This is a genomic window from Leuconostoc fallax KCTC 3537, from assembly GCF_000165675.1.
Taxonomy (GTDB): Bacteria; Bacillota; Bacilli; order Lactobacillales; family Lactobacillaceae; genus Leuconostoc_B; species Leuconostoc_B fallax.
Window position 1 is genome coordinate 1 of sequence record NZ_AEIZ01000001.1, and the last position, 26,372, is coordinate 26,372.

A 26,372-nucleotide genomic window follows, 5' to 3' on the forward strand; every position below is an offset into this window, starting at 1 on the left:
CGATAATCGAATTAACTAGCTACTCATCAATCGCCTTTTATCATTTAAAAACACCATCAATAACTCTATTGTTCGTGTATTTATTATTCTTCAAAACCAATAAATGATGACATTTGTACTGTTTCTAGTAATGTATGTAACTTATTAGCTGGTACAAACTTCAATTTTTCATGAAAAGCAGTTGTAATTAAATGCATATTTTCTGGTTCAACCTCAAATGAATAAAAAGACATAGGTCCCTCATGATCACTTTCTAGTGTACTAAGTTCACCTAAACGCCAATTATCAAAATCAATATCGCCGTCTTGTTGTAATCCTCTTAAAACTGCACCTAATGATGTATCTTGCTTGTGCTTATGCATCTTTGTGGTATAAAAACGATACCCATTTTCAATTGGTTCAACCAAGAAATAAGGCATACTATCTTTGATGGCTATTGCTGTTGCTGCTACTAATGACATAATTTCCTTCTATCTAATTTAAATTCTATCCAAAGCTTCAGTGATCCATTCACCTTGCTTATTTGCAATTGATGTAAAACCATATTCTAAATGATAATTCGTCCAATAACGCTTCCGTATATTATGATACTTAACTGGTAGTTGATCATCGTGTCGTTGCATTTGGCTCTGACGTAATGACAAACTGATTTTTCCATTGTATTGTTCTATATCTAATACAACCACATCAACTTCTTTACCAACTGCCAATTCATTAGCAAGGTTTTTGACAACACCAGATTTACATTCCGATATATGAATCAACCCTTGTTGATGATTATTAAGCATTACAAAAGCGCCGTATGGTTGAATACCAGTAACTTTTCCTCGTAATTTTTGGCCAATCTTATAATTCATTTCTCACCTCCAATATCTACATCTTAAATTATATCAAAAAAGCAGGCATAACGCCTGCTTTTCACTAAGCTTCAATTGTAATTGTTTTAACGACAATGTCCTGACGTGGTCGATCGTACATGTCCACCTTTGCCTTAGCAATATCATCTACAATGTCTAATCCTTCAATAACTTGCCCAAACACCGTATGTTTACCATCAAGCCAAGGTGTTCCGCCATCTTTCCGATATGCTTCAGCAATTTCAGCAGGTACATTTTTCAATGCGCTTGCCATCTGTGAGGGGAAATTAGCAGCCTGCACAATGAAAAATTGACTACCATTCGTATTGGGACCAGCATTAGCCATTGACAATGCACCACGTAAATTAAATAGTTGGTCACTAAATTCATCTTCAAAACTGTTGTTCCAAATACTCTCGCCACCCATACCAGTACCAAGTGGATCACCACCTTGAATCATAAAATCTTTGATAACACGGTGAAAAATACCGTTGTTATAATAGCCATTTTTAGCGTGTGTTATAAAATTTTCTACAGTCTTCGGTGCAATATCAGCGAATAATTTGATGCGAACATCACCCTTATTCGTTGTAATTGTTGCAACTGGTCCTGTATAGTTTTTAGCATCTAGTTGTGGATATATCATCTTATTCTCCTAATATAATGAAAAGCGCCTGTTGAGGCGCTCATAATTGGCTTAAACTTTATCTTCAAAAACAGGATCGATAATGACGTTGCCTTCTTCAATTTCTTCAAGCGCTTTACCGACAGACTTATTAGATTCAAAGACCTCTTCTGTTGCAGGTAAGCCAGCATCAAGTTCACGCGCACGCTTTGCTGCTAAAGCGATCAACTTATATCTTGAATCAACCTTTTCTAATAATTTGTCAACTGATGGATATAGTAACATTGTTCTCTCCTTAAAAGGTTTTTTCTACAACACGGCCTACACGTAAACGCTCAGCTGTAATAATAGCTTTGATACGCTCTACTGCCTTACTGACTTCATCATTTTCAACAGCATAATCATAATTAATCATCATCTTGAGCTCTTCACGCGCTGCATCAACACGTTTGTTGATTACTTCTTGTGAGTCAGTACCACGACCCACTAAACGTTCTCTAAGATTAGTTAGATTAGGTGGTGTCAAAAAGATATAAATACCTTCTGGCATTTTTGACTTAACCTGCAATGCACCTTGAACTTCAATTTCTAAGAATACATCACGCCCACTGTCTAGCGTCTGGTCAATAAAGCTTTTGGGTGTACCATAATAATTATTGACATACTGAGCATACTCAAGCATATCACCATTGTTGATTTTGTTCTTAAATTCTTCTTCACTTATAAAAAAGTAATCGACCCCATCTACTTCACCTGGGCGGGGTTGGCGTGTCGTCGCTGAAATTGAATACTGAAAGTCTACACCTTCTTCTTCAAAAATCGCCTTACGGACTGTTCCCTTACCAACACCAGAGGGACCGGATAATACAATTAATAAACCACGTTGCGTCACAATGCAAACCTCTTTATGAATTCAATAAATTTATCATACCAAGTTACTACTAATTATTCAAACTGAACATGATGTCTCTTTGAAATTAATCAAATCAATGTACGAACAAATGTTCAAGAAAATGTTAAATACAATTTTGGACCTTGCGCTTTTGAACATTTGTTCGTATGATTACATTTGAAAGATCCGTTAGATTGAGAGGTTAAAAAATGCAGAATTTCATCATGCGCCGTCAACCAAATAATCCATTTCAAGTCATACATCAATACTTTACTAAGTTATTTTCTAGACGACCATTCAACCACTATCCCATTCAAAGCCAGTTAACTGCGGAAGAGATTATTACGCGCCTTGAATATGGTATAAATTCTCGTGAAAATATTATAATCCAACTCAATCAAAACAATATAAGTGAGTATGTGATGAACTACCATGGTGTCATATACCAAACACATACCAATCATCTCATCGTCAAATCTTATGATTCACATCACATTTGGCAAATTAATCCGCAAATGATTCGCCATATTACGCTAAATTAAAAATTAGTCTTTATTCTTTTCTTCTTCAATTACTTCTTGTAAAAACATCTTTTCCTGATCATTCAATTGCTTACTGTGAATTAAATCTGGACGTCTTAGATACGTTCTACGAATTGATTCTTTTAAACGCCACTTAGCTATTTCTGCGTGATTACCACTGGTCAATACTGGTGGCACTTCTCGATCACGAAAATTTGCTGGGCGGGTGTATTGTGGGCTTTCTAACAAACCATTTTCAAAAGAATCATCGACTGCACTCACTTGATTACCTAACACATCAGGCAAGAAACGGACCGTCGCATCAATAATGACCATGGCACCTAATTCACCACCAGTTAATACATAATCCCCCAAAGAAATTTCATCGTCTACTAACTCACGAATTCGCTCATCATACCCTTCATAATGTCCTGCAATAAAGGTCAGATGATCATAATGAGATAATTCCTGTGCTACTTGATGATTGAATTTGCGTCCAGCAGGATCCAAAAGAATAACATGTCCTTTATCTCCAGCCTCTTCTTTAATGTGGTCCACAGCATCAAATATTGGCTGAGGCATTAATAGCATACCTGCACCACCACCAAAAGGATAGTCGTCAACATTATTATGCTTATTATTCGTAAAATCTCTGAAATCCGTTACATTAAAAGACAATGCTCCACGATCAATAGCTTTCCCAATGATGGATTGGCGCATTGGTGAAAACATATCAGGAAATAAGCTTAGAACATCTATTCTCATTAGTCCAATAACCCTTCCATTTCATCAATCGTGATAATTTGATTTTCAATATCAACAGCTTTAATCACATCATCAATAACTGGCAAAAGGGCATCTTTTTTATTGTCTCTTGCTACGACCCAGACATCATTGGCACCTGTTACCATAATTTCTTTTACTGTACCAATTTCATCATGCGCCATGTTGATAACTTGGCTACCAATAATTTGATCATAATAATATTGACCTTCCGTCAATGTATCTCTTTGTTCAGCACTAACTAGTAAATCAGACTGCTTATATTTCTCAACTTCGTTAATATTATTAAATGCTTCAAAAGTCAACAAATACATACCTTTATGAACTCTGGTACTTTGAATAACCACAGGAATTTTTTCATCGTTAAATTGAATAAAAAGTGTATTGCCCTTTTGAAAACGCTGTTCAGCAAAATCGGTTATCGCAGCAACCTTTACTTCTCCACGAATACCATGCGTATTCACAATAGTTCCAACTTTATAATATTCCATGATACTCCCTTATATACGTTGCCATAATCAGTCGGTTAATCGTCAAAAGAAAAGGTCATAACAAGACTACTTGTTATGACCTAAAAAATGAATTAAACCAATGCTAACAAATCTGCCTTCTTTGCTGATGAAGGATATGCAATACTTTGTGCATCCAAATATGCTTTGATTTCAGCAACAGTATTCTTTTCTGTTGGCTTCTTAGCTGCAGAAGCTGTCTTTGTTGTAGCAGCTTTCTTACCTGACTTGCTTTCAGCATGCTTTGCAATAATACCAGCATTACTTAACAAGTTACGTACTGTATCTGATGGTTGTGCACCATTAGCTAACCATGACAAAATCTTTTCTTCATCCAACTTGATTTCTGATGGTTGTGTAACAGGGTTGTATGTTCCCACGATTTCGATAAAACGGCCATCACGTGGTGAACGTGAATCAGCAACAACAACACGGTAGAAAGGACGCTTCTTGGCACCCATGCGCTTCAAACGGATCTTTACTGACATAATAAATTCCTCCAAATAATAAACTTTTTAAGTTATGCTAAACTCTAAATTACTTAACTACTACAGTATGCCATTTATCAAAAACAATGTCAAGGTTTTTCACTTGACATTGTTTTTTAAAAAATACCATAACAATAAGTAACTCAATAAATAGATAAAACCACCAAGTAATCCAGCTACTGCAATAGCCCAAATATAATCTATAGGCTGATGATGATGCATATTCAACAAATTAGATAATAAGACAACAATAAAAACAAGCATGGATAAACTAATACCTAAACGTTTCATCATTACTTACGCTTACGCTTCTTTTTGGCCTTTTGTAACTTACGCGCCATTTGCTTCATGGCAAACTTCTGAACCTTTTGTCCAAAATTACCTTGAGGGAGACCACCGCCACCCATGCCATTCATCATACTACTCATATCCATACCAGTAGCACCCATCATCTTTTCCATACCACCAAAGTTACCATTAGTCGCTTGACCCATCATTTTTCGCATTTGGTCAAATTGCTTAATCATGCGATTCACTTCTACAATGGGGCGACCGGAACCAGCAGCCAATCGTCTTCTCCGAGATGGGTTAATCAAATCTGGATCTTCACGTTCTGCTGGTGTCATTGATTGCACAATAGCCTCTAAGTGAATAAATTGTTTCTCATCTACATTGAGATTAGCTAGGGCTGGGTTATTCGCCATCCCTGGAATCATCTTTAAGATATCTTCCATGGGCCCCATATTTTGGACTTGTTTGAGTTGTGCCACGAAATCATTAAAGTCAAACGTATTTTCACGAAGCTTTTCGAGTTGTTTCTCGGCGGCTGCTTCATCAAAATCCTTTTGCGCTTTTTCAATCAGCGTTAACATATCCCCCATACCGAGGATACGGCTAGCCATACGATCTGGATAAAAGACATCTAAATCAGTTGGCTTTTCTCCTTGTCCGACAAACTTAATGGGTTTACCGGTAACGTCACGAATTGAGAGTGCTGCACCACCACGTGTATCACCATCTAATTTCGTCAAAACGACACCTGTTAGATCAAGTGATTCTGAGAATCCCTTAGCCGTTTCAGTCGCATTTTGACCTGTCATAGCATCAACCGTTAACAGAATCTCATCAGGATGTGCAATCTCTGCAATATCCTTTAATTCTTGCATCAAAACTTCATCAATTTGCAAACGACCAGCCGTATCGATAAAGACATAATCATTACGATGTTGCTTGGCCTCCTCTAAACCAGCTCTAACAATATCGCGTGGATCAGTATCCGTCCCCAAGCTAAATACCGGAATATCCAAATCTTTTCCCAGAATTTCCAATTGGTCAATAGCGGCAGGACGATAAATATCCGCCGCAATTAACAAAGGTCGAGCTTTATTTTCCTGCTTCAACTTGTAGGCTAATTTAGCAACTGTTGTTGTCTTACCTGCACCTTGTAGCCCAGCCATCATAATAATCGTTGGAATTTGTGGTGATTTGTTCAAGGGAACAGCTTCATCCCCCATCATCTTGGTTAATTCTTCATTAACAATCTTAACAACTTGTTGTGGTGCATCCAGCCCTTCAAGAATGTCTGCGCCACTGGCTTTACCACGCACATTAGCAACAAAACGCTTAACTGTACCATAATTAACATCAGCTTCCAATAATGCTAAACGGATTTCACGCATAGTTGCATGTAAATCTTCTTCACTGACACGGCCACGGCCTGTCAGATTTTTCATTGCCTTACTTAGGCGTTCGGTTAAATTTTCAAAGGCCATTTTTATCTCCAAATTTATGACATGCTATAGTTAAGACCGATTGCATTTAATCCGTCTCTTCATAATTAATTAACATATTTAATCGTTGTTTTAGTGTGGCATCATCATTATAATGCGCGTCAATCCAATGTTCTAACTGATGTTCCATACCACGTCGTGCCACGTAATCTCGTTGCAAATGCAAAATAGTTTCATAATGCTTTAGTAAATCCACGCCACGATGAATATTGTCTGAAACTGCTTGGCGACTCACTTGCTCATTTTCAGCAATTTCAACAATGGAAAGATCGTCTGCAAAGTAAGCAACCAAATACCGACGTTGCTTTAACGTCAGTAGGCCACCATAAAAATCTAACAGCGCATTGACATCATTTTTCTTTGTAATATCCATAATTATGATTCGACCAAATCCTTGAAGAGACCATATACAAATTCTTCTGGTTTAAATACTCTCAAATCAGTTGCTTTTTCACCAAAGCCAATCCATTTAACAGGTAAATGCATTTCACTACGAATAGCAAATACAATACCACCCTTGGCTGTACCGTCCATTTTCGTTAATACAATGCCCGTGACATCAGTTGAATCCTTGAATAATTTTGCCTGTTGAATAGCATTTTGTCCAGTCGTTGCGTCCAGTACCAGTAAAACTTCATGCGGTGCATCAGGGATTTCACGCTGAACAACGCGCTTCATCTTCTCTAATTCTTGCATTAAGTTAAAATTATTCTGTAAACGACCGGCTGTATCAATAAAGAGGACATCGTACGCTTCATCCCGTGCTCTTTTCACGGCTTCAAAAACCACACTCGCCGGATCAGATTTATCCTTACCAGCGACAACTGGTACTTGCGCAATGGCTCCCCACTCCTGCAACTGCTTTGTTGCGCCAGCTCTAAATGTATCCGCTGCAGCTAACAAAACCCGCTTGCCAGCCTTTTGATACTGACTTGCTAATTTACCGATCGTTGTTGTTTTACCAACACCATTAACGCCAACAAACATAATGATTGTTGGCTGACCAGTAGGGGCAAAATGCATTTGGTTATCTTCGCCACTACCTTCTTCTTCGTAGATATCAACTAATTTCTTAATGATAACATCACTAACATCTTCTTTACGCTTAGCATTCTTAAGCTTCACTTCTTCACGAAGCTCATCACTAATTCGAATCACCATATCAAAACCAACATCAGAACCAATTAACGTTTCTTCTAAATCGTCAAAAAAATCTTCATCAACTGTTCTAAAATTGGCCAAAAAACGATTAAACCGTTCCGCAAATCCACCACGGCTCTTCGTTAATCCTTTATTATAAAGAGCTTGCTCATCGGTTGATGTGTGCGCTTCATCATCAGAAGTTGTGCTAACAATATCTGCCTTGTCAGCAACTTCTGACACATCAGCGTCATCGGTATCAATCGTTGGCGCAGTAGTAGCAATAGTTTCATCAGCCACTACTGTTTCGTTTGTTATATTTTCATCTGATGTTGCGGTGTCATCTGATACTACAGTGTCATCGACTGTCTCTTCCTCAGACGTTGTGCTAACGATATCTGTCCCATCAGTAACTTCTGATACATCAGTGTCATCGGTTATTGGTGCTTGCTCCTGAACATTCTGCTGCTTATCAGCCTGTTCTAAATTATCTTGTGTTGCTTCATTTTTTCGTCCGTTTTCTTTTTACGAAAAATATCAAATAATCCCATTGTTCACTCCTTTAACTGGCATCAATGTGATCTAAATCAATAGCTACCATCTTGGAAACTCCCGCCTCTTGCATTGTCACACCATACAAAAGATTAGCCTGCATCATTGTCCCTTTACGGTGTGTAATGACAATAAATTGGGTATGTCCACCAAAATCATGCAAATAACGTGAAAAACGTGCAACATTTGCTTCATCCAAAGCTGCCTCCGCCTCATCCAAAACGACAAAGGGAACAGGACGAACATGCAGAATAGCAAATAACAAAGTGATAGCAGTGAGTGCTTTTTCACCACCGGACAACAAGCTCATCTGCTGGAATTTTTTCCCTGGTGGCTGTGCAATAATATCAATTCCTGTTGTCAATAAATGTTTAGCATCTGTTAACTGAATTTCTGCACGACCACCACCAAACATTTGCGAAAATATTTTAGAAAAATGATGGGAAACAGCATCAAAGGTTGTTTTGAAACGCGTTTGTACCTCATCGTCCATTTCTTCAATGGTTTGCATTAAATTATCTTTGGCAGTATTCAAGTCATCACGCTGTTGTGTTAAGAAATCATAACGTTGCTTAACCTGCTCATACTCTTCAATCGCACCAATATTAACATGACCTAGTTCATTAATGCTCTTTTTCAAAAGCGTCAGCTGTTCTTCAATATCTGAAATAGTCTGTGTGACCCGCTCAATTGGTACTTGGGTGTATTTAACATTATACTCGGCCATTAGTTGTTGCTCAAAATGCTCTATTTTAGTCTGTAAACTCGCTTGTCGCGTCAAGATAGCGCCTTGTTCTTCTGTTGCTAATCTGACGTTGCCTCGTGCAATCATTAACTGCTGTTCAATCTTTTGTATCGTTACTGCTAACGTCGCTGTTGTCGCTTGCAATCTTTTTTGCTTACCTTGCAGTGTCTGTAATTCATGACTAATCGTTGAAACCTTATCCTCAGTTAAGGTTTCAGTTAAAATACGCATATTATTTTGCAATGTATCAATATGTACTTGCAAACGCTCTTTTTCTGCTTGTTGCTGCACTTGTTGTTGCACTAACTGCGCAGTTTGCTCTGAAAGATTTTGTGATTGGGCTTGATACTTTGTCCATTCAGAACGAGCCGTCACACGCTTTTCTTGTGTTGAATGATAATTTTCAGATAATTGCGTAGATTGCTGTGTTAATTCATTATAAGCTAATTCTGTCTCAGCCTGTTTCTTAGATAACTGTTGCAGTTCACTCTGAGACGTATCATATTCTTGCTGTCTTTCAGCCAACAGTTGTATCAAATCAGATTGTTCATATTCTAATGCCTTAAGTTGTCGTTCATGTTCAGTAACGATACTCTGATATTTTTCCAGTTCATAATCAGTTTGATTTGATTGTGATTTTGCTGCTTGTAATGCTTGCTGTGCAGTATCTAAATCTTGTGTTGTTACTGTGATTAAATCACGCTGATTTTGTAATTTTTTTCTTGAGTATCTGCTGTATGTTTTAATTCAGTTAGCTTATTCTCTAATTCTGAGAGAGCTTGTTGCCGGCTCAACAATGTATGGCTTTGTTTATGTTGCATACCACCCGTCAAAGAACCGCCGGCATTAACAATTTGCCCATCCAAGCTAACTACTCGAAAATGATATTGAGCTGCTTTGGCAATCTGTGTCGCTGATTCAAGGTCTTTTGCAATGACCGTTGTCCCCAAAATATTATATTTAATTGCCGTCATATCTTTTGGCATCTTGACAAGATCTGCAGCAAGACCAACAAATCCCTCCAGATGTTCTACCATACTAGTATCAATGTGACGTGATTTAATAGCTTCTATTGGTAGCAATGTTACACGGCCAGCCTTATGTTGCGATAAATACTTAATAGCATGTTTAGCTGTTGTAATATAATCAACCACCACGTGCTGTAAAGTACCACCTAAAGTGATTTCAATTGCATAGGCATAGTCAGCTGGAACCGTTATCAAGTCTGCAATGACACCTTTAATGCCCTTGAATTGTTGCCGAACATTATCCTGCATTAGCGTTCGAACACCTTGATAAAAGCCAGCGTATTCATCCAATGCTGTTCTAGCTTGAAGATCTGTCTTAACCCGACTGACTGTTTTTAATGTCTGATACCAAACCTGCTCTTGCTCATGATAATCTTTTTGCTGTTGCTTTAATAATTGATCATGCTTCGTAACAGTTGTTGTTAATTGTTGCATATCAATCAGCTCACCATGTTCAGCTTGATAAGTCTTTAATGCTTGCTGATGTTCAACTAAATCATGTTGTACTTGCTCATATTTAACGACTAACGTTTTTTGGCGTTGCTCTAGACGTTTTATTTCTTTTTGCGTCGTTTGGCTGTTATTATGTGCCCCAGCAATCGCTTGCATAATTTCAATATAAGCTGCCCGATTACTGTTAATTTTGGCTTGCAAAGTTTCTTGCTGGTTTTCACTAGCTTGTTGATCTAATTGAGAGACTGTTTGTGACAATTCTTGATACTTTTGATCTGCAGTTAATTTGCGCTGCTCTAATGTTTCCAAATATATGGCATTGGCATCTAGTGTTTCAGTTAGCTTTTCTAAACGAGATTGCGTATCATGCAGTTCACTCGTTAAATTTTGATATTGCTGTTGTTTTAAATTTTGTGCGCCAATGAGTTGTTCTTTTTTTGTATTAAAGTCACAACCTGCTGTTGCGCCTGTTCTTGTTGTTGACTCAAATCAGCTTGCTCTTGACGCTGATCTGCTAATCTGGTTTCTAAATCGTCTGCTGCTTGCTTTGCTGACTTAACTTGTGTCTGCTGATCTGCCAAAGCTCGTTCAGTTGTCACCTGCTTATCATTTAACTGTTGAATTAATAACGCTAAACGAGATTGATCTAATAATTCATAACGTTCTTTTTGAGATAAATAATCTGTTGCTTGTGCACTTTGCTGCGCCAACCCGTCTAAGCGTTGTTCAATTTCATAGATAATATCACCCACACGAGACAAATTATCATTCGTTTGTTCTAGTTCGCGTTGTGCTTTATCTTTATTTTGCTTATATTTATGAACACCTGCCACTTCTTCTATAATGGCACGACGTTCCTCAGGCTTAGCATTAAAAATACTCTCTACACGTCCTTGGCTGATAATGGAAAAACTTTCCTTACCTAAACCAGTGTCTGTAAAGAGATCTTGAACATCACGTAAACGGCTATCAACCCCATTAATCTGATAAACGCTTTCCCCTGAGCGATATAATTTCCGTGTAATTGTCACTTCGCTAAATAACGTATTCAAATACTGGTCATCGTTATCAAAAGTCATGGATACTTCAGCACGATTCAATCCATGCCGAATATGTGTACCACCAAAAATAACATCACTCATTTTCGTACCGCGTAAATCCTTGGCACGTTGTTCGCCCATTACCCATCTTATCGCTTCAATGATATTGGACTTACCAGAACCATTAGGGCCAACAATGCCTGTCATACCAGGCATAAATTCAATTGTTGTTTTATCAGCAAACGACTTGAAGCCACTAATTTCTAGCGTTTTAAGTTTCATTCGGTTGTATCATCTTCCAAAGAATTTAAAGCTTTTCTAGCCGCAGCTTTCTCGGCATCTTTAATTGACTTACCTGTGCCACGTGCTAATTCACGGTCATCAAGTGATACACTTGCCTCAAAACAAGTTGAGTTGTCCGCCAAAATCGTTTCACTAATTGTATTATAGTCAATATCTACAGGACCATTAGCCTGTAATTTTTCTTGCAATCGGCTTTTAAAATCAATAAAGTGATCAAAAAAGTCCGTATCAACTGCTGCAAATAAAGTCGCATCCAAAAAACGCTTTACAGTATCAGCACCTTGATCTAGATAAAGTGCCCCAATAAAAGCTTCCCAAATATCTTCCAATAAGGAATCTCGGTCTCGCGCACCATTCATCTCTTCACCTTTACCAAGTCGTATCGCTTCATTTAAGCGGACTTGACGGGCAAAGTGAGCAAATGAACGCGTCTGCACCATTGCAATACGCATTTCAGTCAATTGGCCTTCATGCCATTTTGGATAACGTCTGAATAAGTATTCAGCGACGGTTTCCTGCATGACTGCATCGCCAAGAAATTCTAATCTTTGATAATCTCGACCTGTTTCATCTGGATGTTCATTCAAGTAGTTACGCTGTGTTAATGCCTCTAATAACAACGTTTCATTATCAAATGAAATGGCAAAAGTTTGATTTAAATATTGTTTAAAACTGTCTACTGACACATTAAACTCCCGTATTTTTAATTTTGTACTTTGTTAATTATACCAAATTTATATGAATAATTTGCTAAATAAAAAACAGCCGAAGCTGATTTTTGTCTTGATTATTCTTGATGTGCCGCAATATACTCGACAGTTTGTTGTAATGTAATTAAATTTTCGGCATCTTCATCCGGAATTTCAACATTAAACATATCCTCTAGCTCTAAAATTAATTCAACAAAGTCGATGGAATCAGCATCAACATCCGTTAAAAAATTCAAGTTGGGCGTGATACTTTCGCGTTTTAGATTAAAACGTTTTGAAATTTCGTCAGCCATCATATTATAAATTTCGTCTTTATTCATTGCCATGATTCATCTCCCAAAATCATATTATTAATTATTTACTTTCTGACTCATTTTGAAGATCAGCTTTCACTGATTGTAAATCGTCATGATGCTTTGACACATAATCTTGAATGTCAGGAATCAGGTTGTGCTCAATCATAATTCGAATTTGTCCCATAGTATTGGCGACAGCACTAGCTTTTGCAGAACCATGTGTCTTCACGACAGGCGCCTTAACACCTAAAATAATTGCTCCGCCGGCTTCATTGTAGTCCAATTTTTTCTGGATTTCTTTAAAGGCTGGTTTCAACAATGCACCGCCTATTTTGCCTTTTAAGCCAGAATTCAAAATAGCTTTTTTCATTTGCTTTAATAACATTAAAGCGGTACCTTCTGTCGCTTTTAGCGCAGCATTTCCAGAAAAGCCATCCGCAACAACGACATCAGCGGTACCTTCTAATAATTCTCTTGACTCAATATTACCTAAGAAATTAAAAGCAGCAGTTGATTTCATTAATTGATGCGCAACTTTATGCGTCTCATCCCCCTTGTCTTCTTCTGCGCCATTATTTAATAAGCGAACACGCGGATTATCAAATCCTAGAACATGTGTCGCGTAAAAGCTACCTAAAATACCATATTGGTAAAGATGAACGGGCTTATTTTCAGCATTGGCACCCAAATCCATAAAGACAAACTGATCATTAGGTCCATCAAAACTAGGCAATGCCGTTGCTAGTGCTGGTCGATCCACGCCCTTAATACGCCCAACAATAAAAATAGCGCTTGATAGCAACGCACCCGTATTACCTGCGCTAAATAATGCATCTGCTTCACCTGATTTAACAGCATTAGCAGCACGCACTAGTGATGAATCTTTTTTACGTCGCATTGCTTTAACGGGTTCATCACCCATTTCAATAACTTCAGTTGTCGCAACTAAAGTCATACGCTCCCAGTTTTTAACTAAGGGTTTTACTTTTGATTCAGTACCAAAAAGGTAAAATTCAATATCTTCGTAACGATCACGCGCTAACTCAATTCCCTTGACAATTTCTTGTGGGGCAAAGTCGCCACCCATTGCATCAACTGCTATTTTCATTATAAGTCCTCAATTAATTTATATTCACCAATCCACCTAGTCAAAGTAACGATAGTTTGCCATTGTACGCGACAAATAATCAACTAGTGCCTGGTTATCCATTTGCGCATCCCATTTTGGTGTATCAACCGTTGCAATGGCTTCTTGTTGCGCAATCTCCATCATGGTCAAATCTTTAATTGGATCACCAACCATGAATTCTGGCACACCCGATTGCTTAACACCCAAAATATCACCAGGTCCACGCAATTCAAGATCTTTTTGTGCTAGAACAAACCCATCAGTTGTGGCCACCATTGCATCTAAACGTTGCTGACCATAATCCGTTTTTGGATCGGCAACCAATATTGTATAAGATTGTCGCTTACCTCGACCAACACGACCTCTTAATTGGTGTAGTTGCGCCAAACCAAATCGATCTGCATCTAATATTACCATAACTGTTGCATTCGGCACATCTACACCGACTTCAATAACCGTCGTCGCGACTAAAATCTGCAATGTGTTTTTTGAAAATTAGCCATCATTTCAGCTTTTTCATCGTTACTTAAGCGTCCATGTAATAAACCAATTTTAAATTGTGGTAATGACAACTGCAATGACTCATACATAGCTTGCGCATTTTGAACATCTAGCGCCTCTGATTCTTCAATAAGTGGGGTCACGATATAGGCTTGTGCACCCGAGGCAACTTGTTCTTTCACAAATGCAATAGCTTGATCTAGTTGATTGTGCGATAAGCGTTTGGTCTCGATTGGTTTACGCCCATTCGGTAACTGATCGATAATTGACACATCCATTTCACCATACGCTGTAATCGATAGCGTCCGTGGAATCGGCGTTGCCGTCATAGCTAAAATGTCCGGATTCATACCATTTTCACGTAGTTTGGCACGTTGGGATACCCCAAAGCGGTGCTGTTCATCAATCACTGCCAATGATAGATGATGAAACAAGACATCGGGCTGTAACAAAGCATGCGTACCAACCAATATATCAATATCACCATTCACAAGATCTTCAAGCAAATGTCGCCGGGCAGCGACTCTCATGCCACTAGTAAGTAATTCAACGCGAACCGAAAGGCCAACTTGTTCAAATAGATTGGCCAAGTTAATCGCATGTTGCCGCGCTAATATTTCAGTTGGCGCCATCATGGCCGCTTGTCTTCCAGCGGTGACAACTGCATACATGGCTAATGCTGCGACGATTGTTTTACCTGATCCCACGTCACCTTGAAGTAATCGATTCATATGTATCGGTCGCTTCTGATCTTGCAAAATTTCTCGACTAACCTTTTGCTGTGCTGCTGTCAATGTGAAGGGTAATTTCTGGGTAAATGCTTTGAGTGCTACAACATCGTAATCAATACTTTCACCAGAAAATTGTTGATCTGCTATCTTTAAAAGTTGTAAACGCATTTGAAAAAGGTAAAACTCTTCAAACGCTGCACTGCGACGGGCTGCTTTTGCCCAATCTGCATCCTTTGGAAAATGCATCTCTTCAATTTGCTTTTGACGTGTTAATAAATGGTATTTTTTCGGATTGGTTGCGGTACTAATGACGGGATATGCTCTCTCACGTCCGCCCAAGCTACTTCAATCAAATGTCGAATTGTTTTAGCATTAATCTGTTTAGAAGCTGGATAAATTGGCGCCAATTCATCCGTACTAGCAGAAATCATTTTAATACCATTTAATGTCTGCCGATTACGATCGTAAGTACCATAAACCGCTACTTCCTGACCAATATCGATTTGTTTTGCTAACCAAGGCTGATTAAAAAAACTCACACCAATATTGTCATGTTCAACCAATAAACGGAAGAGTAAACGTGTTTTTTTGTACCCATAGCGACTTAAAACCGGCGGCGCACTAACAACACCCTTAAAGGTTGCCTTTTCACCATCCAGCGTTTCACTAGGTAAACGCGCTCCCAAATCATCATATCGATAGGGATAATAGCTGACCAAATCTTCAATTGTAAAAATATTTAGGGCATTAAAGGCAGCTTCCCGTTTGGGTCCAACACCATCTAATGCCGTTATACTATCACTTAACTGAACCATATATCATCATTATAACAAATATACTTTTGTATAAACAAAACAGCATTGATGTCACCATCAATACTGTTTTATTAGCAATTAATCAGCTGTTGTGTAGACAGCCAATACGTCTTCATTGTCTTCTAATTCGTCGACCAACTTATCAAGTTTCTCTTGATCATCATCTGACAAATCCGTCATCGGATTTTGTGCAATCATTGTCACTTCTGATTCTTCAAAACTATAACCAGCTTCGGTCAAAGCAGATTCTATCGATTGGAAATCTCCAGGTTCTGTATAAATTTCAAATGCTTCATCTGAAGTTTGGACATCTTCTGCACCTGCTTCTAATGCCGCCTCTAAAATAGTATCTTCATCTAGCTCTGGGAACGCTGTACGATCAATTGCTAAGTAACCCTTACGGTCAAACTGAAAGGCAACTGAACCAGAGGTACCTAAAGAACCACCATAATGCTTGAATGAATTACGAACTGTAGAAACTGTACGATTAATATTATCAGTAGATGCTTCTACCAAAACCGCGACTCCAGCTGGTCCATAACCTTCATATGTCACTTCTTCAAACTTTGCGCCACCAGCACCAGATGCTTTATCTAAAGCACGCTGAATGTTGTCTTTAGGCATGTTAGCTGCTTTAGCCTTATCAACAACTAAACGAAGTGAAGCGTTCATTTCTGGATCTGCACCGCCAGCCTTTGCAGCAACATACAAATCGTGCGCTAGCTTTTGGAAAATCTTTCCACGCTTAGCATCTTGGGCATTCTTACGGCCCTGGATGTTATGCCATTTACTGTGTCCTGACATTGTGTCATCTCCTTAAATTTAAACAATATTCAATCCATTTTATCAAAAAAACACGTCATTGCACGTGTTTTTTTAGAAATGAAAGGACTATTTTTTTAAATTATTGACCAATTGCTTCAAAATATTTTCATCACTATACGACAAGACGTTTCGTGCATATACGCGTAAACCAAAATACCCTAGTACGATAATAGCCACAAAAGTCAACAATAAACTCATCATTGCACCCAACCAATCTACTTGGGACAGCGCCAAACGTGTTGGCATTGTGCTTTGGGCAACAAATGGTACAAAACTCGATATCTGGATAAACAAATTATTTGGCATTGCTGTCAAAAAGAATGACACAAGATAACCAAACATTGCTAAATACGTCATCGGTTGAATCGCTTGTTGCACTTGAGATTGATCGTTAATTAAAGCTGCAATAATTGCTGTTAAAATCAAATAAAGCAAAACTGCACTTAAAATAAATACAACTGCGTAGCTCACAAATGGTACCGTAACGCCATCTAATGTTTTTTGTAGCATCTTGACAATATCATTATCGCTCAGCACCTGAATCGCAGCTGTACCACTCACAACATAAATGACCACTTGCGTTAATACAAGTGCAAATATACCCAGTATTTTACCAAAATACTGTGCCGCTGGACTTGTAGCAGCTAACAATATTTCCATAATACGCGAACTCTTTTCGTTAGCAATTTCTTGTGCCATCATCGACACATACATCATTACTAATGTCATTGTTACAATGCCAATACCAACGGACAAGCCATAGTTAGCACCTTCATTGTTACCCGATGTCTTACCTGGTTGATATACCTGCGTTTTGATTTCAACTGGACGTAAAAGATCAGCAGTTTGAGCAGCATTCAACCCTAAATTGCGTGCTTTTAATTGAACTTGCTGATTTTTCAAAATCGCACTCAATACTTGAGTATCAATTTGCTCACTCTTAGGTTGCGTCAATAATTGATAGCCTGAATGAGTGATTAATAACGCACCATCAATTTTTTGTGATTTTAATGCTTTTTTAGCATCATCTTCATTCTTAATATCACTAATATTCACTTTAAGTGTTTGCTTATCAGCTTTTAAAATACGCGAAATATCTGGACTATCAACAACAGCAAGATTGGGTGTTGTATTACTTTGCATACTCACAACAGCATAGGCAATACCAATAAATACAGCAGCCATAAGTAATGGTGACAAAACCATTAACCAAAAGCCTCTGGTCTTAATATGGGAACGATAAGTCTGTTTAGCAACTAAAATAATTGGTTTAAACATCAGCAGCCACCTCCATACGGAAAATATCATCAAGTGTCGGTGGTTGCTGTGAAAAGGCCGGAATATAACCATTGGCTGTGGCTTTTTCAAAAATCACTTTACCCACATTTTCATCAGCAAGTTCAACCAATAAGCCGTTTTCTTGCGCTGTTACTTGAGTAACACCCGGAATTGATCGCAATTGTGACATTGTCAACGGTGATTCAATGTATAGTTTTGTTCGACCGTATCGTTCCCGGATTTCTTTAAGTCCGCCTTGCAATACCGTCTTGCCTTTTTTCAACATCGTTAGATCATCTGAAATATGCGACACATTGTTCATGTCATGACTAGAAAATATAATCATAGCGCCTTGATCACGTAAACGTTGAATTTCAGACATCATGATACTCATATTCACTGGATCCAAACCAGAAAAAGGTTCATCTAAAATAACAAATTCCGGCTGAAAAATAACACTGGCAATTAATTGCACTTTTTGTGCATTACCTTTGGATAACTTTTGTACCTTGTCCGTCACTTTACCAACAACATCAAGACGTTTCATCCATTCCATGAGTGCTTGACGAGCATCTGAACGTCGCATGCCATGTAATTCAGCGAAATATAAAATTTGTTCTTCAACGGTAATTTTTTGATATAGACCACGTTCTTCAGGTAAAAAGCCAATGCGTTGCTTAGCTTTCAAGTCAATCGGTTGATTATTCCATAAAATACTGCCAGATGTAGGTTGAATAAAATCCAAAATCATCCGAAAAGTTGTTGTTTTTCCGGCACCATTTTGACCAATTAACCCCATCACACGCCCTGGCTCTAGTACCATATTTAAATGATCAACAGCTATATCGTTACCAAATTTTTTAGTAACTGCTTTGATTTCTAACATGATTCCCCCAAATAAAATTAATAAGTATTTCCGCCGCCTAGTTCAAGATATACCATTGCCGCACTCGCAATTAAAGCAGCCAATATATCATCCAAATAAACATTAATGCTGTCTGTCTTATCGTTAATCTCACCAATCAACCCTGGCTTCAAATCATCTAATAAACCGTAATGAACCGTTGCAGCAGCTGAGAATTGTTGCGTGATACCAATTGCCAAAATCTCATCAACATTGTGTCCATTAGCATCACGTCGTAGACGCGCCTTAAGTGGTTGTGTATCAGGCATAATTGCTGCCTGTTCATCTAAATATAATGCCGTTAGAATAATATCTGCTACTTCATCTTTATGTAATACATGTGCCACAGCTTGTTCTAACTGTGTGTCATTAATAGCATCATGGTACTTATTTGTTAAAAATTCTTTTGTACCAAATGCAATATCTTCCATGCGAACGTCATGTTCTGCTAACTTTTGAATAGCAGATGCTTGTAAATCTTGGCCCATAAATTTTCTCCTTTTGCTTATTGATATATTATAACGGAAATCAAGCTACTCTTGTACTATTCATTCAATCCCTAGTCGGGTACTTGGATTAATCAGTGCCTCATGACAATATGGTGTTAAGTAGCGCCGAAGTTCAAAATGCAGATGAACACCAAAAGCATTCCCTGTTTCACCCATTGTACCAATAACCTCGCCCTGACTCACACGTTGGCCAATGACCACCTTTTTGTGTGCTAAATGGGCATAAAAAGCGTAATTCCCATCGTCTTGTTGAATCATCACCATGTTACCACCACCACCATTGGGGCCAACCCACGACCAGCCTAAATCAGAAACCACACGTCCCCCTAATGCAGCATAAATATTTAAATCATTCGTCTGGCTAATGATATCAACGCCCATATGAAAACCATCAAAACTTCTAGGTCCAAAACCAGAAGTAATGTAAGGCTGACTAACAGGTGTACGGTAGCATTTATTGCGAACCGACTTACGTTGCTCACCAACATATAATTGCTGTCCGACAAAAATCAAATGAGGATTTTGTAAATGATTTTGTCGCATAATGGTTGCCATATCCACATGATATTTTTCAGCTATTTGGCTTAAGGTATCCCCCATTTTAACGTTATATATTCGCTCGGATGGTATGTTAATTTTTTGACCAGGTATAATTAGATGTCGATTCATCAATTGGTTATAATCTGACAATGCTTCAACCGATATATCGTAGCGCTGTCCAATCGCACTTAGTGTATCGTTAGGCTGTACCATAACTGTCGTGTCGGCAGCAATCGTTTTTGTACTTAGCATTATGCCAATACATGCCAGACTAAAAGTAGTAACCATACGTTTATTAAACATTTGTTTCCCCCATTTCGTACTGCATTATACGAAGTGCACTGCAAAAAATGATTAATTTGTGTATAATAAAGTGGTTCATGATTGGCCGTCGTGGCGGAACTGGCAGACGCGCACCGTTCAGGTCGGTGTGGTAGCAATACCGTGCAGGTTCGATTCCTGTCGACGGCATCATAAAAGCCCTCAGTGATTTGATTTAACACTGAGGGCTTTTTATTACTAACAAAATATTATTTGATAACTGTCTTGACGATTAATGTGATTAATATTGGAATCATGCTGATACCGTTATTTAACATATGAACTGCAATATTATCTTGTAATCTGCCAGTTCTTTTATAAATATAAGCCAATATCATCCCCATCGACATATACATTAAATAATCAATAAATGTTGCGAGGCTAGTCGGTATGAAAACATGCGGTAATGCAAATAAAAATCCAGACAGAATAATATTTGACCACCACCATTGATGACGGAAGAAGTAATTTAAAATGAGACCACGAAAAATAATTTCTTCCACAACAGGTGCTAAAAACACACCATAGATAACCATTGTTACCATCGGTATACTGAGCGTCGACATTAACATCTCAATGGCGTGTTGATTGTCAGTTGTTTTAACACCGGTTAAATGCATATTTAACATCCTAAACACCATAACAATCGCCATCATCAGTAGCCACATAAAGAATAGCCACCAGACTTTACGCCAATTGCGCAAATTAAAGTTAGAGAAAATAGGTGTTACAGCTGCATTCTTCAGTAAATGATAAGCCCAGTAACCCGCTAAGGCATAAGTGGCGCAAAATAATATGGCTAAAATAACTTGAATCCACCAACTGAGTTTAGCACCTGGTAATATCATCACTGATAAAAATATTTGTGGTACATTCATCGCAATCAGCACTGCAATAAAAATACTCACCCTTTTAATCCAAGAACTCGGTCTTGGCTCATTTGTTAAGTTTAAAATCGTCCTGATCCTCCAACAGTTTTCTTTTATGTCCTAACCAATAAAGCCAAGCATATCCAACATTGAAAATGACCAATAGTACAATTGTCAATGTTATGCTCAACCACAGCGGCCAATGCCCCACATAGCTTGCAATAAAGAGCAACACAAATAATACTAGTATAACAATACTCAAGATGACACGTAAAATTAAATTTTTCATGTGTCAGGCTACCCAATAAATCGTTCAATAAAGTCTGCAACCGCTGCTTCATTATTCGTTTTTTGAAGCACAATGTTAGCAGCCTCTTTAATTTCTGGACGAGCATTACCCACGGCAACACCTGTACCAGCTGCCGTAATCATCGCCAAATCATTTAGATTATCACCCAGAGCTGCAACTTCATCACGATGAACATTCAAAATATGGGCCAGAGATAACCCTGCCTGTCCCTTATCCGTTCCCTTAAGATTGAACTCAACATAACGACCTGAACTAAAAGTCACCACCACTTCATCGGATAATTCAGCCATCACTTTATGTGCAATTGCCTCTCGAACTGCTTCTTCTGGATGTTCAAAAATCACCTTAGCAATGGGCTGTTCTTTTTGAAGAAAAACTAAATCAGTGCCATGAATTTCTGTATAAGGGACTTGTCGTTCTAACATATAAGCCTTATCAGATGCTGAAATATTATGAATGAACAGCTGATCTAAAGTATAAATATGTGTGTCAATATCAGATTGCATTTGACCTAAATCAAAAACTTTTTTGGCTAACTGCCAAGGTAAGGTCTGTTGATCTAAAATATCCACTGTCTCATCAGGATGTAACGCAACAATAGCACCGCCATTATAAGAAATGACATACTGTGGATTGTTTTTATCCAATCCCAGCGTTTTGAGTAACGGCAAAATAGACTTGTACGAACGCCCTGTGTTGGGCACAAAGTAGCCACCTTCAGCGACAAAATGTTGAATCGCCGTGACATTATTTTGATGAACAGTGCCATCATCATTCAGTAAAGTTTCATCTAAATCGGATAAAATAAGTTTAATCATTTCTTAAATTGCTCCTTTTTTGGTCAAATCATAATTTATTATACTATGATAGATTATAGTTTATGGAGGTTTTTTATGTTATCAGAATTTAAAGCATTTATTATGCGCGGCAATGTTCTTGACTTAGCAGTTGGTGTTATCATTGGTGGAGCTTTCACAAAAATTGTTACATCTGTGGTAAATAACTTGCTTAGCCCATTAATCGGCTTATTTACACGCGGTATTAATTTTAAAGATTTGGTTTGGCGACCATTCGGTGATTTAACTTTCAAATATGGTGCCGTCCTCACAGATATCATTCAATTCGTGGTTACTGGCTTTGTTGTCTTTCTTATGATTAAAGGCATTAATCGTATTTTTCAACAAAATAAGGCAGATGAAGCTAAAGCTAATCCTGAATTAGAAGTATTAAATGATATTCGTGACTTACTTGAAAAGCAGAATCGTGCATCTTAAATTTAAAGTAATACCATTTAACAAGATGGTATTTTTTATTTGTTCGCAATTTGCAATGAACTAGTAAAATGATATCTCTTGTTGTTTGCTTCATTTTTTGTACACTGGATAAGCTAATAAATTAAAGGAGGCCGTCATGGTGATTATTACAGCAGGCATGATTGGCGTTGGAAAAACAACATTAACAGGACTCATTGCAGATCATATGGGTACCAAAGCATTTTACGAACCTGTAGGGGATAATCCGGTATTACCGCTTTACTATTCAGACCCTAAACAATACGGCTTCCTACTACAAATCTATTTTCTGAACCGGCGCTTTGATATGATTAAGCAAGCGCTAGCAGATGATAACAACGTTTTAGATCGTTCAATTTACGAAGATGCACTCTTTACTGAAGAAAATCATAAAGATGGTAATATTACGGATGCCGAAATGCATGTTTATCGTCAACTTCTTGATAATATGATGTCAGAACTTCAGCAACTACCCAAGAAAGCACCTGATCTAATGGTCTACGCTGAAACTGATTTTGAAACTATCCTTTATCGGATTAAAAAGCGTGGCCGTGATTATGAACAATTCGATGATAACGATGACCTTCGTAAATACTATTATAAAATGTGGGCGGCTTACCAAAATTGGTTCGACAGTTACGATGCTTCGCCAAAAATTAAAATTGATCTTCAAACTTATGATTTAGAAGATCCAATCAACCAAAAAATCATTTTAAAACAAATTGATCAAGCGTTAGAAAACATTCGTTAATTAAAAGACGATACCTAATAGGTATCGTCTTTTTAGCGCTCAAATTGACGTGTTAGCGTTGTTAGCAATTGATGTTGTCGATTATAGAACTGCACGGTAAAGGTCGATGCGGTAATATCCAAAATAGCATAAGTACCACCTAAATTAGCATACTCACCTTTGGGCAATGTCGTCGATCCAGGATTAATAAATAACTTTTGATGATACATTTCTGCACCTAATTTGTGCGTATGACCAAATAACACAATTTGTGCTTGAGCTTCATCGGCAGCTTCATCCATCAACGCTAAATTAGCCCAACCAGTTAACACTGTCGCACGATATAAATGCCCGTGTGTTTGAAAAATCGTCACATCATCAATTGTCGTACTCCGCCCATCAGCGAAATCAGGATCATCATCCATATTACCAATAACTGTTGATACCCCATCAAATACCGAATCATCTGCCGATAATTCTGAGTCACCATTATAAAAAATAGCTGTAACGTCTGCTTGCCACTTTTTTATAATATCAACTAGAATGTCACGATCACCATGAATATCTGAAATAATTAAAATTTTCACAATATTGCCTCCTGTTCAACTACTTTTTATAACCACTCCGGTAATGCTTCTGCTAATTTTTGTAAAGCCAAACCTCGATGTGATACTTCATTTTTTTCTGCAGCTGTTAATTCTGCGAATGTTTTATTAAACTGCGGTACATAAAATATAGGGTCATATCCAAAACCATTATCGCCATGCTTCTCAGTTGTTATTCGTCCTTCAATATCGCCTCTCACCACAAGATTAGAACGGTGCGGACCAATTAAAACAATCACACTAGAAAAACGTGCTTGACGCTGTTCAGTTGGTACATCAGCCAATTGTGTTAAGACTTTTTGAATGTTAGCTTCATCATCATGGTCACCGGCATAACGCGCTGAATAAACACCTGGTGCACCATTTAAGGCTTCAATACTCAAACCTGAATCATCTGCCAAAATAAAATCATTTGGTGCGATTTTTTGGATAGTTTTGACCTTTTTCGTTGCATTTTCTTCAAAAGTTGTGCCGTCTTCAATAATCTCAGGTACGTCCTGTAATTGATTTAAGGTTACCAGTGTTAAATCAATATGATGCGCTGACAGAATAGATGCCAACTCTGTTACTTTATGAGCGTTGTTACTTGCAATAATTAAGCGTGGCATTATGCTTCCTCCAAATGATTTTGTGTAATCTTTAAATGACGAACATCTAATGGAGCTTGATTATCAAGCCATTGTGATGCAATCCTATCAAACTGTTGCACATCACCAGTTGTATAGTAAGTATGATGTGGTCTTGTACGCTTTTGTGCGCTTAAATCATGTGCTTTCAAATAATCATCCACTGTATCAACAGTCACTGCACCCGCATCAATTAAAGTCACATCTAATTCACCAAAAGCTTCGACAATAAAAGGTCGCAATAAAGGAAAATGTGTGCACCCTAATATTAGCGTATCAATATTTGCCTGTTTTAATGATTGCAGATGTGCCTTTACTTGATGTTGTGCAACCGGTAAACGATATTGATTATCTTCAACTAACTTAACAAAGTCTGGCTCTGCTTGTGAAAAAACCTCAATCTGTTGATTAAGTGCTCTAATTTTATGGGTGTAGATTTGTGATGCAATAGTGCCTTCTGTTGCAATAATACCGATTTTTTGGTTATGTGTAGCTTGTACTGCACGGCTGGCACCAGAATTAATCACGCCAATAACCGGAATCGGTAACATTTCTTGAAGTGGTATCAATGCACTTGCTGTTGCCGTATTGCAAGCAATTACTAATAATTTAATATCTTTTGTTGCAATAAGAAAATCAGCCATCTGCTTGGTAAAAGCAATGACTTCTTCGGGTGTACGTGGTCCATACGGCATACGTGCTGTATCGCCAATATAAATAATTTGTTCATTGGGTAATTTTTCAAGTGATTCTTTAACAACGGTTAAACCGCCAATACCAGAATCCACCATACCGATAGGCTTGTTTTTTATCATAATTATATTATCGTCGCTCTGGTCATGTTATGCAATTAAAACATTATCAAATGATAGAACAAATACTATTTTAAAGCGTCATTTTCAAGTATAATAATCATGAAAGGATTCTTAAATATTATGGACATCAACGACTACGACAAGATTTTACAAACTAATTTTCAGGTCAACAGTTTCGCACTTGAATTATTACGTGATGGTTTACTATCTAATTTACTTCAAGAAGATTATCCACATATTTTATATTGGGCTGGAAAAGAAATCGCACGTCAATTTCCAACTGATACTTTGGATGATGTTAAGGAATTTTTTATCAACGCTGGTTTTGGTGAGTTAACAATCATTTCTCAAGATAGTAAAAACCAACGTTGGCAACTTAAAGGTGATTTAGTCCAACAACGTATCCATTTAAATAAACAAACAACTGATTTTAGTCTTGAAGCTGGTTTTTTGGCACAACAGTTAGAAACACAAACCGGTGCTATTGCTGAAGCAACTTTTAAACTTAATCGTAAGAATAATGACGTGAGCTTTGAAGTTGTCACTGATTTAGATCAATTAGTTGATGTTGAAGATATTCAAGCGCGTGTCGCTTCTCGTGAAGCCTTTTTGAAAAAACACATGATACGGTCGAAAAAGCTAGCATCATTACAGCACGTAGCGAGGATGATATCTCAAAAGAACAATCGATTACTGATTCACTATTAGCGTTTAATTTTGACGATACTGTACTCCCTCAAGACGAACAGAATAATTTAAGCGCCTTATCTGGCAACGAAGAGATTGATCCTTTTAACGTACCAACACATCACAATAAACCTCTTAAATAAAAGCGTTGAC

General features: G+C 37.8%; 28 protein-coding genes, 1 tRNA gene and 3 pseudogenes. 5 read left to right on the plus strand and 27 right to left on the minus strand.

The annotated features are described in order from the left end of the window. Positions 1 to 83 precede the first annotated feature (83 nt). The 5 genes from LEUFL_RS0100005 to gmk form a co-directional block, all read right to left on the minus strand. Complete coding sequence (locus LEUFL_RS0100005) at positions 84 to 461, minus strand: hypothetical protein (RefSeq protein WP_010006635.1); 378 nt, start codon at positions 459 to 461, stop codon at positions 84 to 86. A gap of 18 nt (positions 462 to 479) precedes the next feature. Then, the gene (locus LEUFL_RS0100010) at positions 480 to 857 is read right to left on the minus strand and encodes a CvfD/Ygs/GSP13 family RNA-binding post-transcriptional regulator (RefSeq protein WP_010006637.1); all 378 of its coding nucleotides are present in this window, start codon (positions 855 to 857) and stop codon (positions 480 to 482) included. A 64-nt stretch (positions 858 to 921) separates the two neighbouring features. Further along, positions 922 to 1,503 carry a peptidylprolyl isomerase gene (locus LEUFL_RS0100015; RefSeq protein ID WP_010006639.1) on the minus strand — a complete coding sequence of 194 codons (582 nt, stop codon included), beginning with the start codon at positions 1,501 to 1,503 and terminating at the stop codon, positions 922 to 924. 51 nt (positions 1,504 to 1,554) lie between these two features. Beyond that, positions 1,555 to 1,767 (minus strand): DNA-directed RNA polymerase subunit omega, encoded by a 213-nt coding sequence (gene rpoZ / locus LEUFL_RS0100020; protein WP_010006641.1) that lies wholly within the window; start codon positions 1,765 to 1,767, stop codon positions 1,555 to 1,557. Between the two features lie 10 nt (positions 1,768 to 1,777). Further along, complete coding sequence (gmk, locus tag LEUFL_RS0100025; protein ID WP_010006642.1) at positions 1,778 to 2,374, minus strand: guanylate kinase; 597 nt, start codon at positions 2,372 to 2,374, stop codon at positions 1,778 to 1,780. Between the two features lie 209 nt (positions 2,375 to 2,583). Here gmk and LEUFL_RS0100030 point away from each other — a divergent pair, with 209 nt between their 5' ends. Further along, positions 2,584 to 2,916: a hypothetical protein gene (locus LEUFL_RS0100030; protein ID WP_010006643.1), complete on the plus strand. Its 333-nt coding sequence runs from the start codon at positions 2,584 to 2,586 to the stop codon at positions 2,914 to 2,916. A 3-nt stretch (positions 2,917 to 2,919) separates the two neighbouring features. On the opposite strand, the gene trmD is transcribed toward LEUFL_RS0100030, so the two are convergent. From trmD to LEUFL_RS0100125, 17 genes and pseudogenes are all read right to left on the minus strand, one after another. Further along, positions 2,920 to 3,660, minus strand: coding sequence for a tRNA (guanosine(37)-N1)-methyltransferase TrmD (gene trmD / locus LEUFL_RS0100035; protein ID WP_010006645.1), 741 nt, complete (start codon positions 3,658 to 3,660; stop codon positions 2,920 to 2,922). Further along, complete coding sequence (rimM, locus tag LEUFL_RS0100040; protein WP_010006646.1) at positions 3,660 to 4,169, minus strand: ribosome maturation factor RimM; 510 nt, start codon at positions 4,167 to 4,169, stop codon at positions 3,660 to 3,662. The genes trmD and rimM overlap by 1 nt, the downstream gene beginning before the upstream one ends. A gap of 92 nt (positions 4,170 to 4,261) precedes the next feature. Then, complete coding sequence (rpsP, locus tag LEUFL_RS0100045; RefSeq protein WP_010006647.1) at positions 4,262 to 4,675, minus strand: 30S ribosomal protein S16; 414 nt, start codon at positions 4,673 to 4,675, stop codon at positions 4,262 to 4,264. Between the two features lie 99 nt (positions 4,676 to 4,774). Continuing rightward, positions 4,775 to 4,969, minus strand: a complete 195-nt coding sequence (locus LEUFL_RS0100050; protein ID WP_010006648.1) for a hypothetical protein — start codon at positions 4,967 to 4,969, stop codon at positions 4,775 to 4,777. Beyond that, complete coding sequence (ffh, locus tag LEUFL_RS0100055; protein ID WP_010006649.1) at positions 4,969 to 6,447, minus strand: signal recognition particle protein; 1,479 nt, start codon at positions 6,445 to 6,447, stop codon at positions 4,969 to 4,971. The genes LEUFL_RS0100050 and ffh overlap by 1 nt, the downstream gene beginning before the upstream one ends. A gap of 46 nt (positions 6,448 to 6,493) precedes the next feature. Then, a complete protein-coding gene (gene ylxM, locus LEUFL_RS0100060) occupies positions 6,494 to 6,838 on the minus strand; it encodes a YlxM family DNA-binding protein (RefSeq protein ID WP_010006650.1) in 345 nt (114 codons plus the stop codon). 2 nt (positions 6,839 to 6,840) lie between these two features. Next, positions 6,841 to 7,905, minus strand: a complete 1,065-nt coding sequence (ftsY, locus tag LEUFL_RS0100065) for a signal recognition particle-docking protein FtsY (protein WP_010006652.1) — start codon at positions 7,903 to 7,905, stop codon at positions 6,841 to 6,843. 262 nt (positions 7,906 to 8,167) lie between these two features. After that, a pseudogene (gene smc, locus LEUFL_RS13595) lies at positions 8,168 to 11,705 on the minus strand (chromosome segregation protein SMC). Next, entirely contained in the window at positions 11,702 to 12,412 is a 711-nt protein-coding gene (gene rnc / locus LEUFL_RS0100085) for a ribonuclease III (RefSeq protein ID WP_010006654.1), read from the minus strand. The pseudogene smc and the gene rnc overlap by 4 nt, the downstream one beginning before the upstream one ends. A gap of 101 nt (positions 12,413 to 12,513) precedes the next feature. Beyond that, positions 12,514 to 12,762, minus strand: a complete 249-nt coding sequence (acpP, locus tag LEUFL_RS0100090; RefSeq protein WP_010006655.1) for an acyl carrier protein — start codon at positions 12,760 to 12,762, stop codon at positions 12,514 to 12,516. Positions 12,763 to 12,790: 28 nt separating this feature from the next. Then, positions 12,791 to 13,840 carry a phosphate acyltransferase PlsX gene (gene plsX / locus LEUFL_RS0100095; RefSeq protein WP_010006656.1) on the minus strand — a complete coding sequence of 350 codons (1,050 nt, stop codon included), beginning with the start codon at positions 13,838 to 13,840 and terminating at the stop codon, positions 12,791 to 12,793. 36 nt (positions 13,841 to 13,876) lie between these two features. Further along, a pseudogene (gene recG / locus LEUFL_RS10690) lies at positions 13,877 to 15,908 on the minus strand (ATP-dependent DNA helicase RecG). Positions 15,909 to 15,986: 78 nt separating this feature from the next. Further along, positions 15,987 to 16,712, minus strand: coding sequence for a YebC/PmpR family DNA-binding transcriptional regulator (locus tag LEUFL_RS0100105; RefSeq protein WP_010006657.1), 726 nt, complete (start codon positions 16,710 to 16,712; stop codon positions 15,987 to 15,989). Between the two features lie 87 nt (positions 16,713 to 16,799). Continuing rightward, positions 16,800 to 18,011 (minus strand): ABC transporter permease, encoded by a 1,212-nt coding sequence (locus LEUFL_RS0100110; protein ID WP_010006658.1) that lies wholly within the window; start codon positions 18,009 to 18,011, stop codon positions 16,800 to 16,802. Beyond that, the gene (locus tag LEUFL_RS0100115; RefSeq protein WP_010006659.1) at positions 18,004 to 18,897 is read right to left on the minus strand and encodes an ABC transporter ATP-binding protein; all 894 of its coding nucleotides are present in this window, start codon (positions 18,895 to 18,897) and stop codon (positions 18,004 to 18,006) included. The genes LEUFL_RS0100110 and LEUFL_RS0100115 overlap by 8 nt, the downstream gene beginning before the upstream one ends. 17 nt (positions 18,898 to 18,914) lie before the next feature. Beyond that, entirely contained in the window at positions 18,915 to 19,403 is a 489-nt protein-coding gene (locus LEUFL_RS0100120; RefSeq protein ID WP_010006660.1) for a phosphatidylglycerophosphatase A family protein, read from the minus strand. Between the two features lie 60 nt (positions 19,404 to 19,463). Beyond that, complete coding sequence (locus LEUFL_RS0100125; RefSeq protein WP_010006661.1) at positions 19,464 to 20,267, minus strand: LysM peptidoglycan-binding domain-containing protein; 804 nt, start codon at positions 20,265 to 20,267, stop codon at positions 19,464 to 19,466. A gap of 84 nt (positions 20,268 to 20,351) precedes the next feature. Here LEUFL_RS0100125 and LEUFL_RS0100130 point away from each other — a divergent pair. Then, a tRNA-Leu gene (locus LEUFL_RS0100130) sits at positions 20,352 to 20,435 on the plus strand. A 59-nt stretch (positions 20,436 to 20,494) separates the two neighbouring features. Here the strand turns inward: LEUFL_RS0100130 and LEUFL_RS0100135 are convergent. After that, positions 20,495 to 21,193 carry a CPBP family intramembrane glutamic endopeptidase gene (locus LEUFL_RS0100135; protein WP_010006663.1) on the minus strand — a complete coding sequence of 233 codons (699 nt, stop codon included), beginning with the start codon at positions 21,191 to 21,193 and terminating at the stop codon, positions 20,495 to 20,497. 258 nt (positions 21,194 to 21,451) lie between these two features. After that, positions 21,452 to 22,282 (minus strand): Cof-type HAD-IIB family hydrolase, encoded by an 831-nt coding sequence (locus tag LEUFL_RS0100145; RefSeq protein ID WP_010006666.1) that lies wholly within the window; start codon positions 22,280 to 22,282, stop codon positions 21,452 to 21,454. A gap of 75 nt (positions 22,283 to 22,357) precedes the next feature. Here LEUFL_RS0100145 and mscL point away from each other — a divergent pair, with 75 nt between their 5' ends. Together mscL and LEUFL_RS0100155 are read left to right on the plus strand one after the other, a co-directional pair. Then, positions 22,358 to 22,738, plus strand: a complete 381-nt coding sequence (gene mscL / locus LEUFL_RS0100150; protein ID WP_010006667.1) for a large conductance mechanosensitive channel protein MscL — start codon at positions 22,358 to 22,360, stop codon at positions 22,736 to 22,738. Positions 22,739 to 22,874: 136 nt separating this feature from the next. Beyond that, positions 22,875 to 23,507, plus strand: coding sequence for a deoxynucleoside kinase (locus LEUFL_RS0100155; protein WP_010006668.1), 633 nt, complete (start codon positions 22,875 to 22,877; stop codon positions 23,505 to 23,507). A gap of 32 nt (positions 23,508 to 23,539) precedes the next feature. On the opposite strand, the gene LEUFL_RS0100160 is transcribed toward LEUFL_RS0100155, so the two are convergent. The 3 genes from LEUFL_RS0100160 to racE are packed head-to-tail and all read right to left on the minus strand — an operon-like array spanning position 23,540 to position 25,532. Continuing rightward, positions 23,540 to 24,076, minus strand: coding sequence for a YfcE family phosphodiesterase (locus tag LEUFL_RS0100160; protein WP_029508563.1), 537 nt, complete (start codon positions 24,074 to 24,076; stop codon positions 23,540 to 23,542). 23 nt (positions 24,077 to 24,099) lie between these two features. Continuing rightward, complete coding sequence (locus LEUFL_RS0100165; RefSeq protein WP_010006670.1) at positions 24,100 to 24,699, minus strand: XTP/dITP diphosphatase; 600 nt, start codon at positions 24,697 to 24,699, stop codon at positions 24,100 to 24,102. Further along, entirely contained in the window at positions 24,699 to 25,532 is an 834-nt protein-coding gene (gene racE / locus LEUFL_RS0100170; RefSeq protein WP_010006671.1) for a glutamate racemase, read from the minus strand. The genes LEUFL_RS0100165 and racE overlap by 1 nt, the downstream gene beginning before the upstream one ends. A 120-nt stretch (positions 25,533 to 25,652) precedes the next feature. On the opposite strand from racE, the pseudogene LEUFL_RS10695 reads away from it, so the two are divergent. Beyond that, positions 25,653 to 26,362 (plus strand): annotated as a pseudogene (locus LEUFL_RS10695) (YslB family protein). Positions 26,363 to 26,372: the final 10 nt, after the last annotated feature.

Excerpts from the sequence above, each read along its gene's own strand:
- LEUFL_RS0100120 (WP_010006660.1), bottom strand. The coding sequence starts at position 19,403 with ATGGGCCAAGATTTACAAGCATCTGCTATTCAAAAGTTAGCAGAACAT.
- rimM (WP_010006646.1), bottom strand. The coding sequence starts at position 4,169 with ATGGAATATTATAAAGTTGGAACTATTGTGAATACGCATGGTATTCGT.
- ffh (WP_010006649.1), bottom strand. The coding sequence starts at position 6,447 with ATGGCCTTTGAAAATTTAACCGAACGCCTAAGTAAGGCAATGAAAAAT.
- rpoZ (WP_010006641.1), bottom strand. The coding sequence starts at position 1,767 with ATGTTACTATATCCATCAGTTGACAAATTATTAGAAAAGGTTGATTCA.
- acpP (WP_010006655.1), bottom strand. The coding sequence starts at position 12,762 with ATGGCAATGAATAAAGACGAAATTTATAATATGATGGCTGACGAAATT.
- trmD (WP_010006645.1), bottom strand. The coding sequence starts at position 3,660 with ATGAGAATAGATGTTCTAAGCTTATTTCCTGATATGTTTTCACCAATG.
- LEUFL_RS0100050 (WP_010006648.1), bottom strand. The coding sequence starts at position 4,969 with ATGATGAAACGTTTAGGTATTAGTTTATCCATGCTTGTTTTTATTGTT.
- LEUFL_RS0100145 (WP_010006666.1), bottom strand. The coding sequence starts at position 22,282 with ATGATTAAACTTATTTTATCCGATTTAGATGAAACTTTACTGAATGAT.
- LEUFL_RS0100005 (WP_010006635.1), bottom strand. The coding sequence starts at position 461 with ATGTCATTAGTAGCAGCAACAGCAATAGCCATCAAAGATAGTATGCCT.
- LEUFL_RS0100015 (WP_010006639.1), bottom strand. The coding sequence starts at position 1,503 with ATGATATATCCACAACTAGATGCTAAAAACTATACAGGACCAGTTGCA.
- LEUFL_RS0100115 (WP_010006659.1), bottom strand. The coding sequence starts at position 18,897 with ATGTTAGAAATCAAAGCAGTTACTAAAAAATTTGGTAACGATATAGCT.
- LEUFL_RS0100030 (WP_010006643.1), top strand. The coding sequence starts at position 2,584 with ATGCAGAATTTCATCATGCGCCGTCAACCAAATAATCCATTTCAAGTC.
- LEUFL_RS0100125 (WP_010006661.1), bottom strand. The coding sequence starts at position 20,267 with ATGTTTAATAAACGTATGGTTACTACTTTTAGTCTGGCATGTATTGGC.
- plsX (WP_010006656.1), bottom strand. The coding sequence starts at position 13,840 with ATGAAAATAGCAGTTGATGCAATGGGTGGCGACTTTGCCCCACAAGAA.
- LEUFL_RS0100105 (WP_010006657.1), bottom strand. The coding sequence starts at position 16,712 with ATGTCAGGACACAGTAAATGGCATAACATCCAGGGCCGTAAGAATGCC.
- LEUFL_RS0100155 (WP_010006668.1), top strand. The coding sequence starts at position 22,875 with ATGGTGATTATTACAGCAGGCATGATTGGCGTTGGAAAAACAACATTA.
- LEUFL_RS0100110 (WP_010006658.1), bottom strand. The coding sequence starts at position 18,011 with ATGTTTAAACCAATTATTTTAGTTGCTAAACAGACTTATCGTTCCCAT.
- ylxM (WP_010006650.1), bottom strand. The coding sequence starts at position 6,838 with ATGGATATTACAAAGAAAAATGATGTCAATGCGCTGTTAGATTTTTAT.
- rpsP (WP_010006647.1), bottom strand. The coding sequence starts at position 4,675 with ATGTCAGTAAAGATCCGTTTGAAGCGCATGGGTGCCAAGAAGCGTCCT.
- LEUFL_RS0100010 (WP_010006637.1), bottom strand. The coding sequence starts at position 857 with ATGAATTATAAGATTGGCCAAAAATTACGAGGAAAAGTTACTGGTATT.
- mscL (WP_010006667.1), top strand. The coding sequence starts at position 22,358 with ATGTTATCAGAATTTAAAGCATTTATTATGCGCGGCAATGTTCTTGAC.
- racE (WP_010006671.1), bottom strand. The coding sequence starts at position 25,532 with ATGATAAAAAACAAGCCTATCGGTATGGTGGATTCTGGTATTGGCGGT.
- LEUFL_RS0100165 (WP_010006670.1), bottom strand. The coding sequence starts at position 24,699 with ATGCCACGCTTAATTATTGCAAGTAACAACGCTCATAAAGTAACAGAG.